The following is a 19,492-nucleotide window of genomic DNA, read 5'->3' as shown; positions in this document are numbered from 1 at the left end:
AAGGGATATAATTTTTTCTCTAAACAAATTCAGCTATTTTTGCATCGTTTTTAATCCATTTATCATTTGTGCCTGTAAATAGTATACCGATACCGTTTAGAGGCCTTTTTGGTTATCAAAGCAAATAACTATGGATCTGACTTTATTGCTGGTCGTTATTATTACGGCAGTATTTCTTGTAGTGGCGGCACTCAGTCTCGACAAATGGCTCTCGCCGCGATCGTTCAACAAACAAAAAGGGGAGGCCTACGAATGCGGCATCCCGACGCGCGGTAAATCGTGGATGCAGTTCCGGGTAGGGTATTACCTGTTCGCGATTTTGTTCCTGATTTTCGACGTGGAGGCGATGTTCATGTTCCCGTGGGCCGTTATCGTGCGCGAAATGGGTGTCGACGGCTTGCTGAACATCCTGTTCTTTTTGTTGATTTTGGTATTGGGTCTCGCCTATGCGTGGAAAAAAGGAGCTTTGGAATGGAAATAAAAGGAGTCAACATCAAGTCGATGAAATACGACGCGTTCAATGACAACGAGTACATTGAACAGCTCAGAGCGGGCGGAGTGAACGTCGTCGTCGGCAAGCTGGATCAACTGATCAACTGGGGGCGTTCCAATTCGCTGTGGCCGCTGACGTTCGCGACCAGTTGCTGCGGTATCGAGTTCATGGCGGTCGGTGCGGCGCGCTATGACTTTGCCCGGTTCGGGTTCGAAGTGACTCGGGCCAGTCCGCGCCAGGCCGATGTGATCGTCGTGGCCGGCACGATCGTGCATAAGATGGCCCCGGTGCTCAAACGGCTGTACGACCAGATGGCCGAGCCGAAATACGTGATCGCAATGGGCGCCTGCGCCATTTCCGGCGGCCCGTTCAAAGGATCGTACCACGTGCTGGAAGGGGTCGACAAGATCATTCCGGTCGATGTGTACGTGCCGGGGTGCCCGCCGCGTCCGGAAGCGTTGCTGTACGGTATGATGCAGTTGCAGCGTAAGGTCAAGGCCGAACATTTCTTCGGCGAGGTGAACAGAAAGGAAAAGAAAGAATCCGCAGACCATGAATAATATCAAAGATAAGTTAGCGCTTATGGCTCCGTCGCTCGTGTTCGGGGAAGGGGAGCCGTTGACGGTGACCGTGCCTGCCGGGCAATTCCGCGACGTGGCGAAAAGCCTGCGGGACGATCCGCAGATGCGGTTCGACCTGCTGCTGTGCATGACCGGGATGGACTGGGGCGAAACGCTCGGCGTGGTTTACCACCTGCGTTCGACCGAATTGGGACACGAAATCGTGCTCCGGACGGAGACCGCCGACCGCGAGAACCCGGAATTGCAGAGCGTGTACGACCTGTGGGAATCGGCCAACCTGAACGAACGCGAAGTGTACGATTTTTTCGGCATCCGCTTTATCGGGCACCCCGATATGCGCCGGCTGTACCTGCGCAACGACTGGGTCGGCTATCCGTTCCGCAAGGATTACAACGCTTCGCCGGACGTCAATCCGGTCAGACTGGATTCCGACGAAACGCTCGACACGGCTCCGGCTTACGAGCTGAAAGACGGCAAGGTCGAAAAGCACGAAAACGTGCTGTTCGAGAACGACGAATACGTGGTCAATATCGGGCCGCAGCACCCGGCTACGCACGGCGTGTTGCGTTTCCGGGTTTCGCTGGCCGGCGAAACGGTGCAGAAGGTGGACGTCCACTGCGGTTACATTCACCGCGGCATCGAAAAGATGTGCGAGAGCCTTACTTATCCGCAAACTTTGGCGCTGACCGACCGGCTCGACTACCTGTCCGCGCATCAGAACCGCCATGCGCTGTGCATGTGCATCGAGCAGGCGATGGGGATCGAAATCCCGGAACGGGTGCAGTACATCCGCACGATCATGGACGAGTTGAACCGTCTGTCGTCGCACCTGTTGTTCTGGTCGACGCTGTGCATGGACCTCGGTGCGCTGACGGCGTTCTTCTACGGGTTCCGCGACCGTGAGATCGTGCTGGACATGATGGAGGAGACCACCGGCGGCCGGTTGATCCAGAACTACAACATGATCGGCGGCGTGGCTGCCGATATCCATCCGAACCTTGTTAAACGGGTAAAGGATTTCATAAAATACCTGCCGAAGATGCTGGACGAGTACGACGAAGTGTTTACCGGCAACGTGATCGCGCAGCAGCGTCTGAAGGGGATCGGCATCCTGCCCAAAGAGGTGGCGGTTTCGTACGGCGTGACGGGTCCGTCGGGCCGCGCTTCGGGGTGGAGCTGCGACGTGCGCAAGCTGAAACCATACGGCGTGTACGACAAGGTGCAGTTCGACGAAGTGATCCGCACCGGCGGCGATTCGTTCGACCGTTACTTGGTGCGCGTCGATGAAATCCGCCAGTCGCTGCATATTCTCGAACAATTGATCGACAACATTCCTGCCGGCGACTACGCCGTGAAGACCAAGCCGATCATCCGTCTGCCGGAAGGACAGTTCTTCAGCAGCGTGGAGGCGAGCCGCGGAGAATTCGGCGTTTACATCGAAAGCCGGGGCGACAAGTTCCCGTACCGCATGAAGTTCCGCTCGCCGGGACTGCCGCTCGTATCGGTGGTCGATTACCTGGCCAGCGGCAGCAAGATCGCCGACCTGATCGCGATCGGCGGTTCGCTCGACTACGTGGTACCCGATATCGACAGATAACAAACTTTAATCCAACAACGATATGTTATTGAATACATATACAGACAGTATTGATTTCAACGCGGTGACCGGATGGGTGCACGATACGCTGAGCGGGATGATGCCGGCCTGGGGCGTGACGCTCACCGAGTGCGTGCTGATCGGCCTGTGCCTGTTGCTCGGTTATGCGGTGATCGCGCTGGCGCTGATCTACGTCGAACGCAAAGTCTGTGCTTTTTTCCAGTGCCGCCTCGGGCCGAACCGGGTGGGGCCTTACGGAACCGTGCAGAGCGTAGCCGACATGATCAAGATGCTGATCAAGGAGCTGATCACGATCAACCATATCGACCGTTTCCTGTTCAACCTCGCGCCGTACATCGTGATTATTTCGTCGGTGCTGGCATTCGGCTGCCTGCCGTTCGCCAAAGGTTTCGAAGTGCTCGATTTCAACGTCGGGATCTTTTTTCTGATGGCGGTGTCGTCGATCGGGATCGTCGGCATCCTGCTGGCCGGTTGGTCGAGTAACAACAAATATTCGCTGATCGGCGCGATGCGAAGCGGCGCGCAGATGATCAGTTACGAATTGTCGATCGGACTGTCGTTGATGACGATGGTCGTGTTCGCCGGAACGATGCAGCTTTCCGAGATCGTCGAACGCCAGGCCGACGGTTGGTTCCTCTTTACGGGGCACATTCCGGCGGTGATCGCTTTTTTGATCTACCTGGTGGCCGGTACCGCCGAGACGAACCGGGGGCCGTTCGACCTGCCCGAGGCCGACTCGGAACTGACGGCCGGTTACCATACCGAATATTCGGGGATGCACTTCGGCTTTTTCTACCTGGCCGAGTACCTGAACCTGTTTATCGTCGCGGGGGTCGCTACGACGATGTTCCTCGGCGGATGGATGCCGCTGCACATCGCCGGTTGGGAAGGCTTCAACGCCGTGATGGATTTTATTCCGTCGATCGTATGGTTTCTGGTGAAGGTGGGCGTGGTTATTTTCGTCATCATGTGGTTCAAGTGGACGTTCCCGCGACTGAGGATCGACCAACTGCTGAAGCTCGAATGGAAATACCTGTTGCCGCTGAACCTGCTGAACCTGCTGCTGATGGTGATTATCGTTGCGTTCGGATTGCATTTTTAACCGCCGAACCGGCCTATAAACAAACGGAATATGAATGCTTTTAAGAATTACATAAGTTCCTTTTTCAGCGGGCTGTCGTCGCTGTTGAAGGGGATGCGCGTTACGATACGGGTTTTCTTCCGTAAGAAGACGACCGAGCAGTATCCCGAAAACCGCGATACGCTGCAGATCTTCGACCGTTTCCGCGGGGAGTTGGTCATGCCGCACAATGCGAACAACGAGCACAAGTGCGTAGCCTGCGGGATCTGTCAGATGAACTGCCCGAACGGATCGATCAAGGTGATCTCCGAGACCGTAACCGACGAGGAGGGTAAGAAGAAGCGGGTGCTTACCAAATACGTGTACGACATCGGAAGCTGTCTCTACTGCCAGCTTTGCGTGCGCACCTGCCCGCACGGAGCGATCGAGTTCGACAACAAGTTCGAGCATGCGGTCTTCACGCGCGACAAACTGGTGCGTCAGCTCAATCACGAAGGTTCAACGTTAGAAAAAAAATAGACGGAAATGGAAATTACCTTGCAACAGGCCGGTTTTGCGTTTCTCGCTGCGGTGATCGTCGTCTTTTCGGTGATGACGGTGACCACGAAGCGGATTCTGCGAGCTGCCACATATCTGCTTTTCGTGCTTTTCGCCACGGCGGGCATCTATTTTCAGCTTAACTATTCGTTCCTCGGCGCCGTGCAACTGTTGATTTATGCGGGCGGCGTCGTCGTCTTGTACGTTTTCTCGATTCTGCTGACCAGTTCCGACGAGGAGAAGAAGACGCCGCTGCGCAACCGCCGCGTCGTCGCGGGCCTGGCCGCTTCGGTGGCCGGCGCGGTGCTCTGCATCTTCCTGCTCGTGACCCATTCGTTCGGCCCGTCGCAGTTCGCCGGTGGGGAGATCGACATGCACACGATCGGCCACGCGATGATGGGAACCGGGAAATACCAGTATTTGTTGCCTTTCGAGGCGGTCAGCGTGCTGTTGCTGGCTTGTATCGTCGGAGGTTTGTTGATTGCACGTAAACGGAAATAGCGCTATGGAAATACAAATGGAATATTACCTGATCGTCAGCGCCGTGATGTTTTTCGCCGGCGTGTACGGGTTCATCACCCGGCGCAACCTGATCGCCGTGCTGATCTCCATCGAGTTGATCCTGAATGCGGTGGATATCAATTTCGCCGTGTTCAACCGTTACCTGTTCCCCGGACAGCTCGAAGGGTTTTTCTTCACGATCTTCGCGATCGCCATCGCAGCGGCCGAAACCGCCGTCGCCATCGCGATCATCATCAACATCTACCGCAACCTGCGTAACATCGAGGTCAAAAACCTCGACGAACTGAAAGACTAACTTTAAGGACAGAAAAAACTACGCAATATGGAATACACGATACTGATCGTACTGTTGCCGCTGCTGACGTTCCTGGTGCTCGGTCTGCTGGGCATGAAACTGAAAGCATGCGCGTCGGGACTCGTCGGCACCCTGTCGATGGCCGTGACGACCGCGCTCGCTTACGGGACGGCCTGGCAGTACTTCACGACGGCCAAGGTGGACGGCATTTACCAGAAATGGGTGCCGTTCAACATCGAGTGGCTGCGTTTTACCGATAACCTGCACATCGACCTGGGCGTATTGCTCGACCCGATCTCGGTGATGATGCTGGTCGTGATTACGACCGTGTCGCTGATGGTGCACGTTTACAGCCTCGGTTACATGAAGGGCGAACGCGGTTTCGAACGCTACTATGCTTTCCTGTCGCTGTTCAGTTGCTCGATGCTCGGATTGGTCGTGGCGACCAATATTTTCCAAATGTATATCTTCTGGGAGCTGGTGGGCGTTTCGTCCTACCTGTTGATCGGGTTCTACTATACGAAGCCCGAAGCGATCGCCGCTTCGAAAAAGGCGTTCATCGTGACGCGGTTCGCCGATCTCGGATTTTTGATCGGCATCCTGTTGCTGTCGTTCTTTACGCAGACGTTCGATTTCGGACTGCTGACTTCGGGCGACCGTGCGATCTTCTCCCAAGCTGCCGGGACGACCTTCATGGGCGCTTCGGCGTTGGCATGGGCGATGGCGCTGATCTTTATCGGCGGCGCCGGTAAGTCGGCGATGTTCCCGCTGCATATCTGGCTGCCCGATGCGATGGAGGCCCGACCCCGGTGTCGGCGCTGATCCATGCCGCGACGATGGTCGTGGCCGGCGTCTATCTGGTGGCGCGGCTCTTCCCGGTCTACTATTTCGAAACCCCGGAGGTGCTGCACGGCATTGCCTACGTCGGCGCGTTTACCGCGCTGTTTGCCGCCACGATCGCGTGCGTGCAGACCGATATCAAGCGCGTGCTGGCCTTTTCGACTATATCGCAGATCGGTTTCATGATGGTGGCCCTCGGCGTGTCGGGCTACGGCGGACACGAAGGGCTCGGTTACATGGCCGGCATGTTCCACCTGTTTACGCACGCGATGTTCAAGGCCCTGCTGTTCCTCGGGGCCGGCGCGATTATCCATGCGGTGCACAGCAACGAGATGAGCCATATGGGCGGCCTGCGCAAGCAGATGCCGATTACGCATATCACGTTCCTCGTCGCCTGCCTCGCGATTTCGGGTATTCCACCGTTCTCGGGCTTCTTCAGCAAGGACGAGATCCTGACCGCGGCATTCATGTTCGCGCCCGCTATGGGATGGGTGATGAGCTTTATCGCCGCGCTGACGGCGTTCTATATGTTCCGTCTGTACTACAATATTTTCTGGGGAACTCCGGCCAAGCACGAGCATGAGCCGCACGAGGCCCCCGGCGTAATGACGACGCCGCTGATTATCCTCGCCGCCGTCACCTGCGTTGCCGGGTTCATCCCGTTCGGCAAGTTCGTCAGCAGCGACGGGGCCGACTACATCATCCACCTCGACTGGACGGTAGCCGGAACGAGCATCGCGATTGCGCTGATCTCGATCGCCGTCGCTACGGTGTTTTACCGCAAGCACAGTCCGATTCCGGATCGTCTGGCGCGTACGTTCAGCGGCCTGCACCGTGCGGCTAGCCATCGCTTCTACATCGACGAGGTATATCTTTTCATTACCAAGAGGATCATTTTCAACGGCGTTTCGCGTTCGATCGCGTGGTTCGACCGGCATGTGATCGACGGCGCGATGAACGGGCTGGCGCTGGTGACAAACCGGATGTCGCTGGCGATTCGCGGATTGCAGTCCGGACAGGTGCAGCAGTATGCGTTCGTATTTCTCGTGGGATTGTTGCTGATTACCGTACTGGTGCTGTTTTGTTGAATAAAATAAGTTGATACGGATATGAACTTTTTATCTTTATTTGTACTGATACCGCTGCTGATGACCTGCGCGATGTTCCTCACGAAGGACATCCGCCGCATCCGTGCGATCATGGTAGTCGGCGCCTCGCTGTTGCTGGGCCTGTCCGTGGCGCTGGTGGCGATGTATCTGGGAGAACGCAGCGCGGGGAACGGCGCCGAAATGCTGTTCACGGCCGATGCGGTGTGGTACGCTCCGCTGAATATCCACTATTCGGTCGGCGTCGACGGTATTTCGGTGGCGATGTTGCTGCTGTCGTCGGTGATCGTCTTTACCGGGGTGTTCGCTTCGTGGAAAATGTCGCCGCTACCGCGGGAGTTTTTCGCATGGTTCTCGCTGCTGTCGATCGGGGTGTTCGGATTCTTCATTTCGATTGATCTGTTCACGATGTTCATGTTTTACGAGGTGGCGCTGATCCCGATGTACCTGCTGATCGGCGTGTGGGGAACCGGCCGGAAAGAGTATTCGGCGATGAAACTGACGCTGATGTTGATGGGAGGTTCGGCGCTGCTGCTGGTCGGCATCCTCGGCATCTATTTCCATTCGGCGCCCGAAGGCGGTCAACTGTCGATGAATATTCTCGAAATCTCCAAACATACGATTCCGATGAGCGCGCAGTACCTGTTCTTCCCGCTGACGTTCGTCGGCTTCGGGGTGCTCGGCGCGATGTTTCCGTTCCACACGTGGTCGCCGGACGGTCACGCTTCGGCGCCTACGGCCGTTTCGATGCTGCATGCTGGGGTGCTGATGAAACTCGGCGGATACGGTTGTTTTCGCGTGGCGATCTTCCTGATGCCCGAGGCGGCCAACGAACTGGCATGGATTTTCCTGACGCTGACCGGTATCAGCGTGGTCTACGGAGCGTTCTCGGCAATCAAGCAGACCGACCTGAAATACATCAACGCCTACTCTTCGGTCAGCCACTGCGGACTGGTGCTGTTCGCGATCCTGATGCTGAACCAGACCGCGATGACCGGCGCCGTGTTGCAAATGCTGTCGCATGGACTGATGACGGCCTTGTTCTTTGCGTTGATCGGGATGATATACGGACGCACCCATACGCGGGATGTCCGCGAGATGGGCGGTCTGATGAAGGTGATGCCGTTTTTGAGCGTCTGCTTCGTAATCGCCGGACTGGCGTCGCTGGGGCTTCCGGGACTCAGCGGATTCGTAGCCGAGATGACCGTGTTCGTCGGCTCGTTCGAGCATACCGATACGTTCCACCGCGTCTTTACGATCGTCGCCTGCTCGTCGATCGTGATTACGGCGGTTTATATCCTGCGGATGGTGGGCAAGGTGTTTTACGGTTCGGTACTGAATAAGGATCACCTGGCGCTGACCGACGCCGTGTGGTTCGAACGCCTGTCGGTCGTCGTGCTGATCGTGGCGATCGCCGGACTCGGTATGGCGCCGTTGTGGGTGTCGAATATGATCAACGACAGTTTGCTGCCCGTTGTACAACAGTTAATGAAATAGAGGACGCTATATGGATTACAGTAATTTTCTGATGATGAAAGAGGAGCTGTCGCTGATCGCCGTGATGGTGATCCTGCTGCTCTACGATTTGATGGCTTCGAAGAACGGTTTGCGGTATTTCCAGCCCGTAGCGTGCATTCTGTTCGGCGTACATACGTTGCTGAACATCGTGCCGGGAGTCGCTGGCGAAGCATTCGGCGGCATGTACCAGTACACGCCGATGATGGGCGTCGTCAAAAGCATCCTGAACGTCGGGACGCTGATCGTGCTGATGCAGGCCGAGGGCTGGCTCAAAAGCGATACGACCGTCCACAAGCGCGGCGAATTCTATTTCCTGACGCTGACCACGCTGCTGGGCATGTACTTCATGATCTCGGCCGGCAACTTCCTGTTCTTCTTTATCGGACTGGAAACCGCGTCGATCCCGATGGCTACGTTGGTCGCTTTCGATAAGTTCAAACGCGAATCGGCCGAAGCCGGAGCCAAATACATCCTGAACGCCGTCTTTGCATCGGGGCTGTCGCTGTACGGTATGTCGCTGATCTACGGTACGACCGGAACGCTCTATTTCGACGACATCCCGGCCGCCGTGAACGGTTCGCCGTTGCAGATCATGGCTTTCCTGTTCTTCGTCGTGGGGCTGTTCTTCAAAATTTCGCTCGTGCCGTTCCACCAGTGGACGCCCGACGTTTACCAGGGCGCTCCGACGACCGTTACCTCTTACCTGTCGGTCATTTCGAAAGGGGCTGCCGTGTTTGTGCTGATGACGATCCTGATGAAGGTGTTCTCTCCGATCGCAGCCCAGTGGCAGGGCGTGCTCTACGGCGTAATCATCGCGACGATCACGATCGCCAACTTGTTCGCGATTCGACAGCGCAATATCAAACGTTTCCTGGCTTATTCGTCGATTTCGCAGGCCGGTTACATCGTGCTGGGAGTGATCAGCGCATCGGCTCTCGGTATGACTTCGCTGGTTTATTACATATTGGTTTACATGGTGTCCAACTTGGCCGCTTTCGGCGTGATTTCGGCGATTGAGAACCGCTCCGGCAAGGTGACGATCGACGATTACAACGGATTGTACGCAACGAATCCGAAACTGGTGCTGGTGATGACGCTGGCGATGTTCTCGCTGGCCGGGATTCCGCCGTTCGCCGGATTTTTCAGCAAGTTCTTCATCTTCGCAGCCGCCGCCCAGCAAGGGTATTACATCCTTGTGTTGATCGCGCTGATCAATACGATTATTTCGCTGTACTATTATCTGCTCGTGGTCAAGGCCATGTTCATCAACAAGAACGAGGCGCCGATCGCCGCGTTCCGCAGCGACGGGTACATGCGTGCCAGTCTGGTGGCTTGTAGCATGGGTATCCTGCTGTTGGGAGTCCTGAGCGTGGTGTACGATCGGATCTCGTTGCTGAGCTACGGAATGTAGCGTGGGATCGAATCCTATAAAAGCCGGTGAAACTCGCCGGCTTTTTCGTTTGTGTACAAAATGTGCAAAAAAAATTACCGGAAACCGTCGGGAACGTTTGATTGTTCGTAAAAACGCTTTACCTTTGCTTCCAGTTGAATCAAGGTGGCCCGACCGCAGCGACGCGGAATGGCCGTAATAGGGAATCCGGTGCGAAACGTCGTTTCAATCCCGGAGCTGTACCCGCAGCTGTAAGCCTCGGAAAATGTCCGGCGATTCTGAAAGTCACTGTCGTAAGGATGGGAAGACTGCCGGATGTGAGGCGAGCCAGAAGACCTGCCTCGATTCGTTTGAAACATTTGTGCTTCGGGTAAAAAGCGGAATGGGTTGATTCTTTGCGGGGGTCGGACGGGAGTTGTCCGGGTTCGCGTTTTTTCTTCCTCTTTTATTTTATTTCGGAGCAGCCGGACGAATATTACGGAAAAACGGTTTTACAGGATCGACGCCCTGCGAACGACGTTTTTTACGAATATGATAAGTAGTTTTCCCCCTGAGTGACGGATGAGGATCTGAATAAGGTGCTCATCTGTCCTTGTTTCGGTTTGTAGGGGATCGGTAATTTGCGTAACTTTGTAAGTTCAACCGGAAAATATGGGTATTCCGATGAGATTGATTCGATCGTTTTTTCTTTTTTTGTCCGTCATACTGCTGGGAGCGGGGTGCGGATCGGGCCGGAAATCCGGCGAAGGCGCCGGCGAAGCGTTCCGGATAGAATATGCCCGGCATTATCGGGTCGAGCATTTCCGGGATTATACGCTCGTCGACGTGCTCAGTCCGTGGGACAGCCTCCGGTTGCTGCGTCGTTATGTGCTCGTCGACCGCGAGAGGCCGCTGCCGGTTGGACTTCCGGAAGGAAATATCGTGCGGACGCCGTTGCAGCGGGTCGTGGTTTATTCGGCCGTGCACTGCGGTATGCTGGACGAACTGGGGGTGGGCGACCGGATCGTAGGGGTTTGCGAGCCCCGTTATATCGACCTGGATTTTATTCGCGACGGGGTGGCCCGGGGTGCTATTGCCGACCTGGGCGAGGCTTCGTCGCCGGATGTCGAAAAGGTGATCGACCTGGCGCCCGACATCATCATCGCTTCGCCGTTCAAGAACGTCGGTTACGGACGGATCGAAAAAACGGCGATTCCGATCATGGAATGCGTCGATTATATGGAGGTTACGCCGCTCGGAAGGGCCGAATGGATGCGTTTCATGGCGTTGTTTTTCGACAGAGGACAGCGGGCCGATTCGCTATTCCGGCAGACGGCGGCGGCATACGATTCGCTGTGCAGGATGACGGATACGGTGGGCGTGCGTCCGACCGTACTGTCCGAGAAAAAATACGGATCGGCATGGTATGTTCCCGGGGGCCGCAGTTACATTGCCAACTTGTACCGCGATGCCGGGGCCGATTACATCTGGGCCGACGACCCGACTACCGGTTCGGTGCCGTTGGCGTTCGAGACGGTGTTCGAAAAGGGACAGGGAGCCGATTTCTGGCTTATTAAATACAATGCGCCGCAGGAACTGACCTATGCGGAACTGCAGACGGAGTACGAACCTTACCGGCATTTCGACGCTTTTAAAAACCGGAATATTTTCGTCTGCAATACCGGGGAAACGCCTTATTACGAAGAAATGCCGATGCATCCCGACCGGGTGTTGGGCGACCTGATCGAGATTTTTCATCCGGGGACGATACCCGGATACCGGTTGCGGTATTTTAACAGGATGCGGCAGTGAGCATTTCGGTGCGGTATATCGTTGCGGCGGCTTGCTGTGTCGCGGTGCTGTTTGCGGCCAGCCTGTTCCTGGGGTCGGTGCCGATTCCGTTGCGGGCGGTGCTCGGCATCCTGACGGGCGGGGAGGCCGGACAGGCTTCGTGGTCGTTTATCGTGCTCGAATCGAGGTTGCCGCAGGCCGTGACCGCGCTGTTGGCCGGTGCGGCGCTGGCTACTTCCGGACTGATGTTGCAAACCGTGTTCAACAATCCGTTGGCCGGCCCGTCGATTCTCGGGATCGATACGGGGGCGAGTCTCGGCGTGGCGTTGGTGATGCTGATGCTGGGAGGGACGGTCGGCGGTACGGGCGGTTTCATGCTCAGCGGTTATATGGCCGTCGTATCGGGCGCATTCGTCGGAGCGACGGCGGTGTTGTGCATCATCATCTTTTTTTCGACCCTGGTGCGCAGCAACGTGATGTTGCTGATTATCGGGATTATGGTCGGCTACCTGGCCTCGTCGATGATCTCGCTGCTGAATTTTTTCGCGACGTCGGACGGCGTGTATTCCTACATGCTGTGGGGGATGGGCGATTTTTCGGGCGTTTCGTTGCGGCAGATGCCGCTGTTCGCGCTGCTGATCGGGGCGGGACTGTTCGTCGCGCTACTGCTGATGAAGCCGCTGAACGCATTGCTGCTCGGCGAACGCTATGCCGAGAATCTCGGGGTGCGCGTACAGCGCGTGCGGATCTTGCTGTTGATCTGTACGGGGGTGTTGACGGCCGTTTCGACGGCGTTTTGCGGGCCGATTGCCTTTATCGGGTTGTCCGTACCGCATTTGGCGCGGTTGATGACCGGTTCGGCCGATCACCGGCTGTTGCTGCCGGCGGTGATGCTGACCGGTTCCTGCGTCGCGCTGCTGTGCAACCTGATCAGCCTGCTGCCCGGCGCATCGGGCGTGATTCCGCTGAACGCGATCACTCCGCTGGTCGGCGCTCCGGTGGTTATTTATGTGATCGTGAACCAGAAACGGATACAATATTTCAACTGATGGAGCGTCGTTGCGTGATAACCGGAGAGCGCCTCTCGATCGGCTACCGCCTCGGCGGGCGCGGCGTCCGGCGTGTGCACGAGGGTCTGTTGTTTTCGCTGCGTGCCGGCGAGTTGACCTGCCTGCTCGGCCCGAACGGCGCCGGTAAATCGACGTTGCTGAAGACGCTCGGCGGCGGGCGGACGCTGTTGGACGGCGAGCTCCGCTTGTGCGGCGAGCCGTTCGGGAAGTATTCCGAGACCCGTCGTTCGCGGTTGGTCGGCGTGGTGTTGACCGATAAGGTGTATGCCGGGGGACTGAGGGTGCATCAGTTGGTCGCTCTCGGTCGGTATCCCTATACGGGTTTTTTCGGAAATCTCGGCGCGGAGGACCGGCGGGTCGTCGATTGGGCGATGGAAGCGGTCGGAATAGCAGGCAAAGCCGGAAGCTACGTAGCCGAACTGTCGGACGGGGAACGTCAGAAAGCGATGATCGCCAAGGCGCTGGCGCAGCAGTGCCCGGTCATCCTACTCGACGAGCCGACCGCTTTTCTGGATATTATCAGCCGGATCGAGGTGATGAACCTGCTGCACCGCCTGGCGCGCGAGGAGCATAAGGCCGTGCTGCTGTCGACGCACGACGTCGATCAGGCGCTGCTGTTGGCCGACAGCCTGTGGCTGATGTCGCAGCAGAACGGATTGTTGTGTGGAACGACCGAAGACCTGGTGCTGAACGGTTCGCTGAACCGTTTTTTCAGCCGGGGCGACGTGGAATTCGATCCGGACAACGGCCGTTTTCGGCATTGCGGCGGGGTGGGGCGGACCGTGTCCGTCGAGGCTGCCGACGATCGGTTGCTACTGTGGGCCCGGAATGCGCTGATGCGAAACGGCTATGCGGCGCAGTCCGGCGCGGACGGTAATGACGGAATGCGACTCAGGGTACATGCGGCGGACAATATCGAATTTTTCCGTCCGGACGGTGTTGCGGTACGCTGTGCATCGTTCGCCGAATGGATAGAATTATTAAACGAAACCGATTGTGGGTAGTATTACTTTGATAACGGGAGGCGCCCGTTCGGGGAAGAGTTCGTATGCGCAGCGGTTGGCGCTGGAGCGTTCGGATCGTCCGGTCTACCTGGCGACTTCGCGCGTATGGGACCAGGAGCACCGACTCCGGATCGAACGCCATCGTGCCGACCGGGGGCCGCAGTGGGAGACGGTCGAGGAACCGAAAAACTTGAGCCGCCGTGATTTTCGCGGCCGGACGGTGGTGGTGGACTGCGTGACGCTGTGGTGCACGAATTTTTTTTACGATTTCGATTCGGATGTCGACCGGGCGCTGGACGCGGTCAAAAGCGAGTTCGACCGGTTGGCCGCGCAGGACGCCGACTTTATTTTCGTGACCAACGAGATCGGGCTCGGCGGCGTATCGACCGATCCGTTGCAGCGCCGTTTTACCGACTTGCAGGGGTGGGTCAACCAATACATTGCACAACGTGCCGGAAGCGTCGTACTGATGGTGTCCGGCATACCGATAAAAGTTAAATAGATGATGAAAAACTTTGCGATAAAGACGCCCGATGCGGAGATTCGTACGGCGTTGCAACAGAAGATTGACGGGCTGACCAAGCCGCTCGGATCGCTCGGCCGTCTCGAAGAACTGGCTTTGCAGATCGGGTGGATACAGCAGACGCTTACCCCGTCGCTCGACAGGCCGTACAACATCGTTTTTGCCGGCGATCACGGGGTTGCCGAAGAGAAAGTCAGCCTGTCGCCGAAAGAAGTGACTCGGCAGATGGTCGATAACTTCTTGAAAGGCGGGGCGGGGATCAGTTTCCTGTGTCGGCAGCACGGTTTCCGGCTGAGAGTGGTCGATGCCGGCGTCGACGCCGAGCTGCCTGCCGCCGACGGACTGATCGACCTGAAGATTCGCCGCGGGACGCGTAATTTCGTCGATACGGCGGCCATGACGCGCGAGGAGATGGAACTGGCCGTCGAACGCGGCGCTTCGGTCGCTGCGATGTGCCGCGACGACGGTTGCAACGTCATCAGTTTCGGCGAAATGGGGATCGGCAATACGTCGGCTTCGTCGATGTGGATGACCTGCCTGACCGGTACTCCGCTCGAACAGTGCGTCGGGGCCGGCAGCGGACTCGGTTCGGCCGGGGTGCGCCGTAAATGCCATGTATTGCGGCAGGCGCTCGACGGATATGCGGGCGATCGTTCGGTGGAGGACGTGATGCGCTGGTTCGGCGGCTACGAGATGGTGATGGCAGTCGGGGCGATGTTGCAGGCCGCCGAGCTGGGAATGGTGATCCTCGTCGACGGATTCATTATGACCAACTGTATGCTCGCCGCATCGAAGCTTTATCCCGAAGTGTTGAACTATGCGGTGTTCGCGCACCGGGGAGACGAGTCGGGACACGCCCTGTTGCTGGATGCGATGGGAGCGAAACCGCTGCTCGACCTCGGCCTGCGTCTGGGCGAGGGAACCGGCGCCGTGTGCGCTTATCCGATCGTCGAATCGGCCGTGCGGATGCTCGCCGAAATGGCTTCGTTCGGCGACGCCGGCGTTACCAAATATTTTTAGAAGAGGGGAGTGCGCGCTGCGATGTCTGCGGGTGATTGCAGCGGAACGTTCCGGACGAAATTCCGCCCTCGATTTTAATACGGATTTTGAAATGAAACAGCTTGCCGCCGCATTGATCTTTTTCACACGCCTGCCCCTGTGGCGGGTCGTGCGGGTTCCGGACGCCTGTTACCGGCGGGTGGTGGCTTATTGGTCCGCGACCGGGTGGCTGACCGCTGCCGTGACGGCGGGGGTGTTGTATGGTGCGGCGTTCCTACTGCCGGTGCCGGCGGCCGTGCTGGCGGCGGTTATCGCGCGGGTGCTGCTGACCGGGGCGTTGCACGAAGACGGGCTTTCCGATTTTCTGGACGGTTTCGGCGGAGGTAGAACCCGGGAGCAGACGCTGGCCATTATGAAAGACTCCCGTACAGGCAGTTACGGAATCATCGGGTTGATTCTCTATTTCGGGCTGCTCGTCGCGCTGCTCGCTTCGCTGCCGGTTCCGGTGGCGTGTGCGGCAGTGCTTTGCGGCGATCCGTTCTGCAAGTTCGTCGCGTCGATGACGATCAATTTCCTGCCTTACGCGCGTCCGGCGGCTCAGAGCAAATCCGGCGTGGTGTATGCACCGATGCGCGTCGGCGAAATAGTTTGCGGCGCGGCGTTCGGTGTGCTGCCGATGCTGTCGCTGTTTTATCCGCCTTACTGGCTTGCCGGGCTTGCGCCGTTCGCGTGCATTGCGTGGCTTATTCGACAGATGCGATGCCGTATCGGCGGGTACACGGGGGATTGCTGCGGTGCGGCATTCCTGTTGTGCGAAGGCTCGTTTTATGTGGCTTTGGTCGTTTTATACCGATATTATGGAAGCGGTGCTGGTGCGGCATACTTCGGTTGACGTTCCGCCGGGCGTTTGCTACGGGCGGACGGATGTGTCGCTGAAGGCGACGTTTCCGCAGGAGGCGACCGCCGTTGCGGCGGCTTTGCCGACGCCGCCGTTCGATGCCGTTTACACCAGTCCGCTCAGCCGTTGCGAGCGGCTGGCGGCTTTCTGCGGTTGGCCGGACGCCGTGCGGGAATCCTGCCTGTTGGAAATGGATTTCGGGGCGTGGGAGATGCGGCCGTGGATGGCGATTTCCGATCCCCGGCTGAAAGTATGGTTCGCCGACTGGATGCATGCGCCGACGGCCGGCGGCGAGTCGTTCGATGGGATGTGCGGCCGCGTCGGTTCTTTTATCGGCCGGTTGAAAGCGGCCGGCCTGAGTCGCGTGTTGTTTTTTACGCACGGCGGGGTGATCGCCTGCGCGCGCACGGTCGCCGGCTCGTGTTCTGTCGAACAGGCGTTTGCGGAGTCTGCCCCATACGGGGGCGTCGTCACGCTGCAATTCTGACCTTTTTCCTACGGTTTTCCGCTCTTTTCCCGGCCGACATGGCACGGGTATTGATGTATTCCGGGAAACGTTCGTAGAACATAAAAAACGGAATTATGTATTTTCTGTGGTATTTATTGATCGGGCTCATCGTGGGTTACATCGCCAGTCTGATCGTCAAGGGCAGCGGTTCGGGCCTGTTGCTCAATATCGTGATCGGTATTGTCGGCGGGGTGCTCGGCGGATGGCTGCTGAGCCTGTTCGGGCTGGTCGCCGTCGGGACGCTGGGCAGCCTGATCGCGTCGCTCGTCGGGGCGATCGTGTTGCTGTGGATCGCTTCGCTGCTGAGCCATAAAAAACAAAGACAGCAATAACCGAAAAAAGTAAAGAATGTTTCACTTATAAATTATCGTATTATGGAAAGCACTAAGAAAGGGGGATGCGGATGCGGATCGTCATCACGCCCCAAAGATTCGGACGACATGAAGAAAAAACCGATGGACGGGAAGAGCTCGTCGAAGACGGATAAGAAATAAATTTTTCGATCCGGGGGTAAGTTTTTACTTCGCGCGATGTTCCGACGGGAACGGCTTTCCGTTCCCGGTAACCTGCAAACGGCAGATTCTGCCTCGTAACAAAAGGCGGAGACTTCAGGGAATCATCCCGATTCCGGAAGTCCCCGCCTTTTCAATTTGGAATAGGGAAAAATTTTTCGTATCTTTATAAATACTGACCCGAATATTGACTTTCTTATGCCGACTACTGTGCTTCCTTCCGTTACACGATGCCATTACCTTGATAATTTGAAAGTGCTTCTCACGGTACTGGTCGTATTTCATCATGCCGGTCAGGCGTACGGCGACGGAGGAGCGTGGCCTTACTCCCCTTCCTTATCGCATGAATATGTCGGTTGGCTCGGAAATTTCTTTCCGGTGAACGCGGCTTTCTTCATGGGGTTGTTTTTTTTGATTTCGGCTTATTTTATACCCGGAAGCCTGGATAGAAGCGGTACGAAGCAATTTGTTCGCAAAAGGGCGATCCGCTTGGGCGTTCCCATGCTGGTCGTGCTGATATTGTCGTTATCGGTTACCGGAAAAGCGGAATTCGCTCATACGTGGTTTCTGGAACATCTGTTGTTTTATTCGCTGGCCTATGTTTGCATTTACGAAGCGTGCAGAAAATACGAATGGGGACTGAAACGGGACAGGCGGTTGAATTTACTGCGTGTTTTGCTTTTGGCAGCCGGGTTATCCGCCGTTACTTATTATGTCCGGTTGGAAAATCCGATCGACCAATGGAAAATGCTGGGAGGTTTTTTGAGTAGCGAACCCGCCCATCTTCCCCAATACGTTCTGATGTTTGCGCTGGGAATTGTCGCTTACCGGAACGATTGGTTCGGATCATTGTCTCCGTCGGTGGGGAAGGTACTGCTCGCGGTGGCGGGATTGATGGTTTTATTGGTCTATTTGCGTCCGGTTTACCCTTTTCTGGAAAACAATATCTGGAAGAATTGGTGGTGGTATGAATCGCTCCTCTGTCTGTCGCTGAGTTTCGGTCTGATCTATCTGTACAGAGTAAGATTCAATCGGACGTCCCCTTTCCGCCGATGGCTGGCCGATCAGGCGTACGGCGTTTATTTTTTCCACCTGTTCGTCATCATCGGATTGCAATACGCATTCGACGGGTTCGATATGGGAAGCGGAACAGTCAAGTTTCTTTTTATCGGAATATGCGCGACGGTCGTGTCGTTCGCGCTGGTTTATCTGGCGCGGAGTATTCCGGGGATGAAACGGGTATTGTGATGGGGCATGTCATATTCGTTTCACCGGACGACGGATTCTTTTCCCAGTTTCAACATACAGTGCTGTAAAAACCGACAGGGACGGCTGTTGTGTCGTCCCTGCCGTTATGCTTACGGTCTGCGGGGCCTTGGCCTGCACCGTATTTTCCTTTATTTGAACGTAGCCTGTCCTTCCGCAAAAGCGCGCATGTCTCTGACCGTCGGATTGTGGCAGGTGCAGCCGCCGTCTGCCACGACCGTCTGCCCGGTCACGTAACGGGCGTCGTCGGAAGCGAGGAAAGCGATCACTCCGGCGATGTCTTCCGGCTGCCCGGCGTAATCCACCGCATTGTGCGCGATGAACAGTTCCTTGTACTCGTCGGTCAGCGACCGTTCGGCCGCCGGGGTCAGCACCAGTCCCGGCGCGACGCAGTTGCATCGCACGCCGGCTTTGCCGTACTGCGTGGCTACGTACCGCGTGAAGTTGACCGAACCGGCCTTGCAGATGCCGTAATAGCAGCCCGTCAGGTTACCGGTCAACCCTCCGATCGACGCGACGTTGACGATCGCGCCGCCGCCGTTGGCCGTCATCCAGGCGACCGCCTGCTGCGTAATGACCATCATGCTGCGAACCATCACATGGAACACTTCGTCGAAATAATCCAGGTCGGCGTGCAGCAGGTCGGCGTCCCGTTTGGGATCGGCATACCCGGCGTTGTTGACGACCACGTCGATCCGGCCGAAATTTTTCAGCGTATGCGCCGCCAGGTCGCGCGAACTTTCCAGTTCCGCCGCATTGAAATAGACGGCGACGGCGTTTCCTCCGGCGTCGTTCAGGGTTTGGCAGGCCTTTTTGGCTCTTTCCAGGTCGTAGTCGGCCACGACGACCGAGGCCCCTTCGGCGCATAGCCGCTCGGCCGTGGCAAAACCGATTCCTTTGGCCGCTCCGGTTACGAGCGCTACTTTGTTTTCGAATCTTTTCATCAGATTATGGTTTAATA

Annotated in this window: 19 protein-coding genes, 1 pseudogene and 1 riboswitch; of the genes and pseudogenes, 19 read left to right on the top strand and 1 reads right to left on the bottom strand. The window is 57.0% G+C overall.

The window, feature by feature from the left end; genetic code table 11:
- Positions 1-130 precede the first annotated feature (130 nt).
- The 19 genes and pseudogenes from DW082_RS05810 (at position 131) to DW082_RS05720 (ending at position 18,513) form a co-directional block, all read left to right on the top strand.
- Positions 131-481 carry an NADH-quinone oxidoreductase subunit A gene (locus DW082_RS05810; RefSeq protein ID WP_055204804.1) on the top strand — a complete coding sequence of 117 codons (351 nt, stop codon included), beginning with the start codon at positions 131-133 and terminating at the stop codon, positions 479-481.
- On the top strand, positions 472-1,053 hold the full coding sequence (locus DW082_RS05805) for an NADH-quinone oxidoreductase subunit B (protein WP_055204806.1): 582 nt from the start codon (positions 472-474) through the stop codon (positions 1,051-1,053). Before DW082_RS05810 ends, DW082_RS05805 begins: the two co-directional genes overlap by 10 nt.
- Positions 1,046-2,671, top strand: a complete 1,626-nt coding sequence (locus DW082_RS05800; protein ID WP_055204807.1) for an NADH-quinone oxidoreductase subunit D — start codon at positions 1,046-1,048, stop codon at positions 2,669-2,671. Before DW082_RS05805 ends, DW082_RS05800 begins: the two co-directional genes overlap by 8 nt.
- A gap of 22 nt (positions 2,672-2,693) precedes the next feature.
- A complete protein-coding gene (nuoH, locus tag DW082_RS05795; protein WP_055204809.1) occupies positions 2,694-3,794 on the top strand; it encodes an NADH-quinone oxidoreductase subunit NuoH in 1,101 nt (366 codons plus the stop codon).
- A gap of 30 nt (positions 3,795-3,824) precedes the next feature.
- The gene (locus tag DW082_RS05790; RefSeq protein WP_101572582.1) at positions 3,825-4,292 is read left to right on the top strand and encodes a 4Fe-4S binding protein; all 468 of its coding nucleotides are present in this window, start codon (positions 3,825-3,827) and stop codon (positions 4,290-4,292) included.
- Between the two features lie 6 nt (positions 4,293-4,298).
- Entirely contained in the window at positions 4,299-4,811 is a 513-nt protein-coding gene (locus DW082_RS05785) for an NADH-quinone oxidoreductase subunit J (RefSeq protein ID WP_055204813.1), read from the top strand.
- Between the two features lie 4 nt (positions 4,812-4,815).
- Positions 4,816-5,127 carry an NADH-quinone oxidoreductase subunit NuoK gene (nuoK, locus tag DW082_RS05780; RefSeq protein ID WP_055204816.1) on the top strand — a complete coding sequence of 104 codons (312 nt, stop codon included), beginning with the start codon at positions 4,816-4,818 and terminating at the stop codon, positions 5,125-5,127.
- 27 nt (positions 5,128-5,154) lie between these two features.
- Positions 5,155-7,055, top strand: a pseudogene (nuoL, locus tag DW082_RS05775) (NADH-quinone oxidoreductase subunit L).
- Positions 7,056-7,076: 21 nt separating this feature from the next.
- A complete protein-coding gene (locus tag DW082_RS05770) occupies positions 7,077-8,570 on the top strand; it encodes a NuoM family protein (RefSeq protein WP_055204819.1) in 1,494 nt (497 codons plus the stop codon).
- 10 nt (positions 8,571-8,580) lie between these two features.
- Positions 8,581-10,002 carry an NADH-quinone oxidoreductase subunit N gene (locus DW082_RS05765; protein WP_118457794.1) on the top strand — a complete coding sequence of 474 codons (1,422 nt, stop codon included), beginning with the start codon at positions 8,581-8,583 and terminating at the stop codon, positions 10,000-10,002.
- A 125-nt stretch (positions 10,003-10,127) separates the two neighbouring features.
- Positions 10,128-10,340, top strand: a riboswitch (cobalamin riboswitch).
- Positions 10,341-10,653: 313 nt separating this feature from the next.
- The gene (locus DW082_RS05760; protein ID WP_118457870.1) at positions 10,654-11,772 is read left to right on the top strand and encodes an ABC transporter substrate-binding protein; all 1,119 of its coding nucleotides are present in this window, start codon (positions 10,654-10,656) and stop codon (positions 11,770-11,772) included.
- Entirely contained in the window at positions 11,769-12,800 is a 1,032-nt protein-coding gene (locus DW082_RS05755; protein WP_101572590.1) for an iron ABC transporter permease, read from the top strand. Before DW082_RS05760 ends, DW082_RS05755 begins: the two co-directional genes overlap by 4 nt.
- The gene (locus tag DW082_RS05750) at positions 12,800-13,825 is read left to right on the top strand and encodes an ABC transporter ATP-binding protein (protein WP_118457792.1); all 1,026 of its coding nucleotides are present in this window, start codon (positions 12,800-12,802) and stop codon (positions 13,823-13,825) included. The genes DW082_RS05755 and DW082_RS05750 overlap by 1 nt, the downstream gene beginning before the upstream one ends.
- Positions 13,818-14,327: a bifunctional adenosylcobinamide kinase/adenosylcobinamide-phosphate guanylyltransferase gene (locus DW082_RS05745; RefSeq protein ID WP_101572594.1), complete on the top strand. Its 510-nt coding sequence runs from the start codon at positions 13,818-13,820 to the stop codon at positions 14,325-14,327. Before DW082_RS05750 ends, DW082_RS05745 begins: the two co-directional genes overlap by 8 nt.
- Before the next feature lie 3 nt (positions 14,328-14,330).
- The gene (cobT, locus tag DW082_RS05740) at positions 14,331-15,368 is read left to right on the top strand and encodes a nicotinate-nucleotide--dimethylbenzimidazole phosphoribosyltransferase (RefSeq protein WP_118457868.1); all 1,038 of its coding nucleotides are present in this window, start codon (positions 14,331-14,333) and stop codon (positions 15,366-15,368) included.
- A 91-nt stretch (positions 15,369-15,459) separates the two neighbouring features.
- Positions 15,460-16,239 (top strand): adenosylcobinamide-GDP ribazoletransferase, encoded by a 780-nt coding sequence (locus DW082_RS05735; protein WP_118457790.1) that lies wholly within the window; start codon positions 15,460-15,462, stop codon positions 16,237-16,239.
- Positions 16,205-16,732 carry an alpha-ribazole phosphatase family protein gene (cobC, locus tag DW082_RS05730; protein ID WP_118457788.1) on the top strand — a complete coding sequence of 176 codons (528 nt, stop codon included), beginning with the start codon at positions 16,205-16,207 and terminating at the stop codon, positions 16,730-16,732. Before DW082_RS05735 ends, cobC begins: the two co-directional genes overlap by 35 nt.
- Positions 16,733-16,827: 95 nt before the next feature.
- Positions 16,828-17,085, top strand: a complete 258-nt coding sequence (locus DW082_RS05725) for a GlsB/YeaQ/YmgE family stress response membrane protein (RefSeq protein WP_055204833.1) — start codon at positions 16,828-16,830, stop codon at positions 17,083-17,085.
- Between the two features lie 378 nt (positions 17,086-17,463).
- Positions 17,464-18,513 carry an acyltransferase family protein gene (locus tag DW082_RS05720; protein ID WP_118457786.1) on the top strand — a complete coding sequence of 350 codons (1,050 nt, stop codon included), beginning with the start codon at positions 17,464-17,466 and terminating at the stop codon, positions 18,511-18,513.
- Between the two features lie 149 nt (positions 18,514-18,662).
- On the opposite strand, the gene DW082_RS05715 is transcribed toward DW082_RS05720, so the two are convergent.
- Complete coding sequence (locus DW082_RS05715) at positions 18,663-19,475, bottom strand: SDR family NAD(P)-dependent oxidoreductase (protein ID WP_118457784.1); 813 nt, start codon at positions 19,473-19,475, stop codon at positions 18,663-18,665.
- Between the last annotated feature and the right edge of the window lie 17 nt (positions 19,476-19,492).

The sequence above is a fragment of the Alistipes sp. AF48-12 genome (assembly GCF_003477565.1).
Taxonomy (GTDB): Bacteria; Bacteroidota; Bacteroidia; order Bacteroidales; family Rikenellaceae; genus Alistipes_A; species Alistipes_A hominis.
The sequence above is the reverse complement of the archived record's forward strand: the minus strand, read 5'-3'. Positions and strand labels throughout refer to the sequence as shown.

Bases quoted from the DNA above. Each gene is read 5' to 3' on its own strand.
- DW082_RS05810 (WP_055204804.1), top strand. From the start codon at position 131: ATGGATCTGACTTTATTGCTGGTCGTTATTATTACGGCAGTATTTCTT.
- DW082_RS05805 (WP_055204806.1), top strand. From the start codon at position 472: ATGGAAATAAAAGGAGTCAACATCAAGTCGATGAAATACGACGCGTTC.
- DW082_RS05800 (WP_055204807.1), top strand. From the start codon at position 1,046: ATGAATAATATCAAAGATAAGTTAGCGCTTATGGCTCCGTCGCTCGTG.
- nuoH (WP_055204809.1), top strand. From the start codon at position 2,694: ATGTTATTGAATACATATACAGACAGTATTGATTTCAACGCGGTGACC.
- DW082_RS05790 (WP_101572582.1), top strand. From the start codon at position 3,825: ATGAATGCTTTTAAGAATTACATAAGTTCCTTTTTCAGCGGGCTGTCG.
- DW082_RS05785 (WP_055204813.1), top strand. From the start codon at position 4,299: ATGGAAATTACCTTGCAACAGGCCGGTTTTGCGTTTCTCGCTGCGGTG.
- nuoK (WP_055204816.1), top strand. From the start codon at position 4,816: ATGGAAATACAAATGGAATATTACCTGATCGTCAGCGCCGTGATGTTT.
- DW082_RS05770 (WP_055204819.1), top strand. From the start codon at position 7,077: ATGAACTTTTTATCTTTATTTGTACTGATACCGCTGCTGATGACCTGC.
- DW082_RS05765 (WP_118457794.1), top strand. From the start codon at position 8,581: ATGGATTACAGTAATTTTCTGATGATGAAAGAGGAGCTGTCGCTGATC.
- DW082_RS05750 (WP_118457792.1), top strand. From the start codon at position 12,800: ATGGAGCGTCGTTGCGTGATAACCGGAGAGCGCCTCTCGATCGGCTAC.
- cobT (WP_118457868.1), top strand. From the start codon at position 14,331: ATGAAAAACTTTGCGATAAAGACGCCCGATGCGGAGATTCGTACGGCG.
- DW082_RS05735 (WP_118457790.1), top strand. From the start codon at position 15,460: ATGAAACAGCTTGCCGCCGCATTGATCTTTTTCACACGCCTGCCCCTG.
- cobC (WP_118457788.1), top strand. From the start codon at position 16,205: ATGGAAGCGGTGCTGGTGCGGCATACTTCGGTTGACGTTCCGCCGGGC.
- DW082_RS05725 (WP_055204833.1), top strand. From the start codon at position 16,828: ATGTATTTTCTGTGGTATTTATTGATCGGGCTCATCGTGGGTTACATC.
- DW082_RS05720 (WP_118457786.1), top strand. From the start codon at position 17,464: ATGCCGACTACTGTGCTTCCTTCCGTTACACGATGCCATTACCTTGAT.
- DW082_RS05715 (WP_118457784.1), bottom strand. From the start codon at position 19,475: ATGAAAAGATTCGAAAACAAAGTAGCGCTCGTAACCGGAGCGGCCAAA.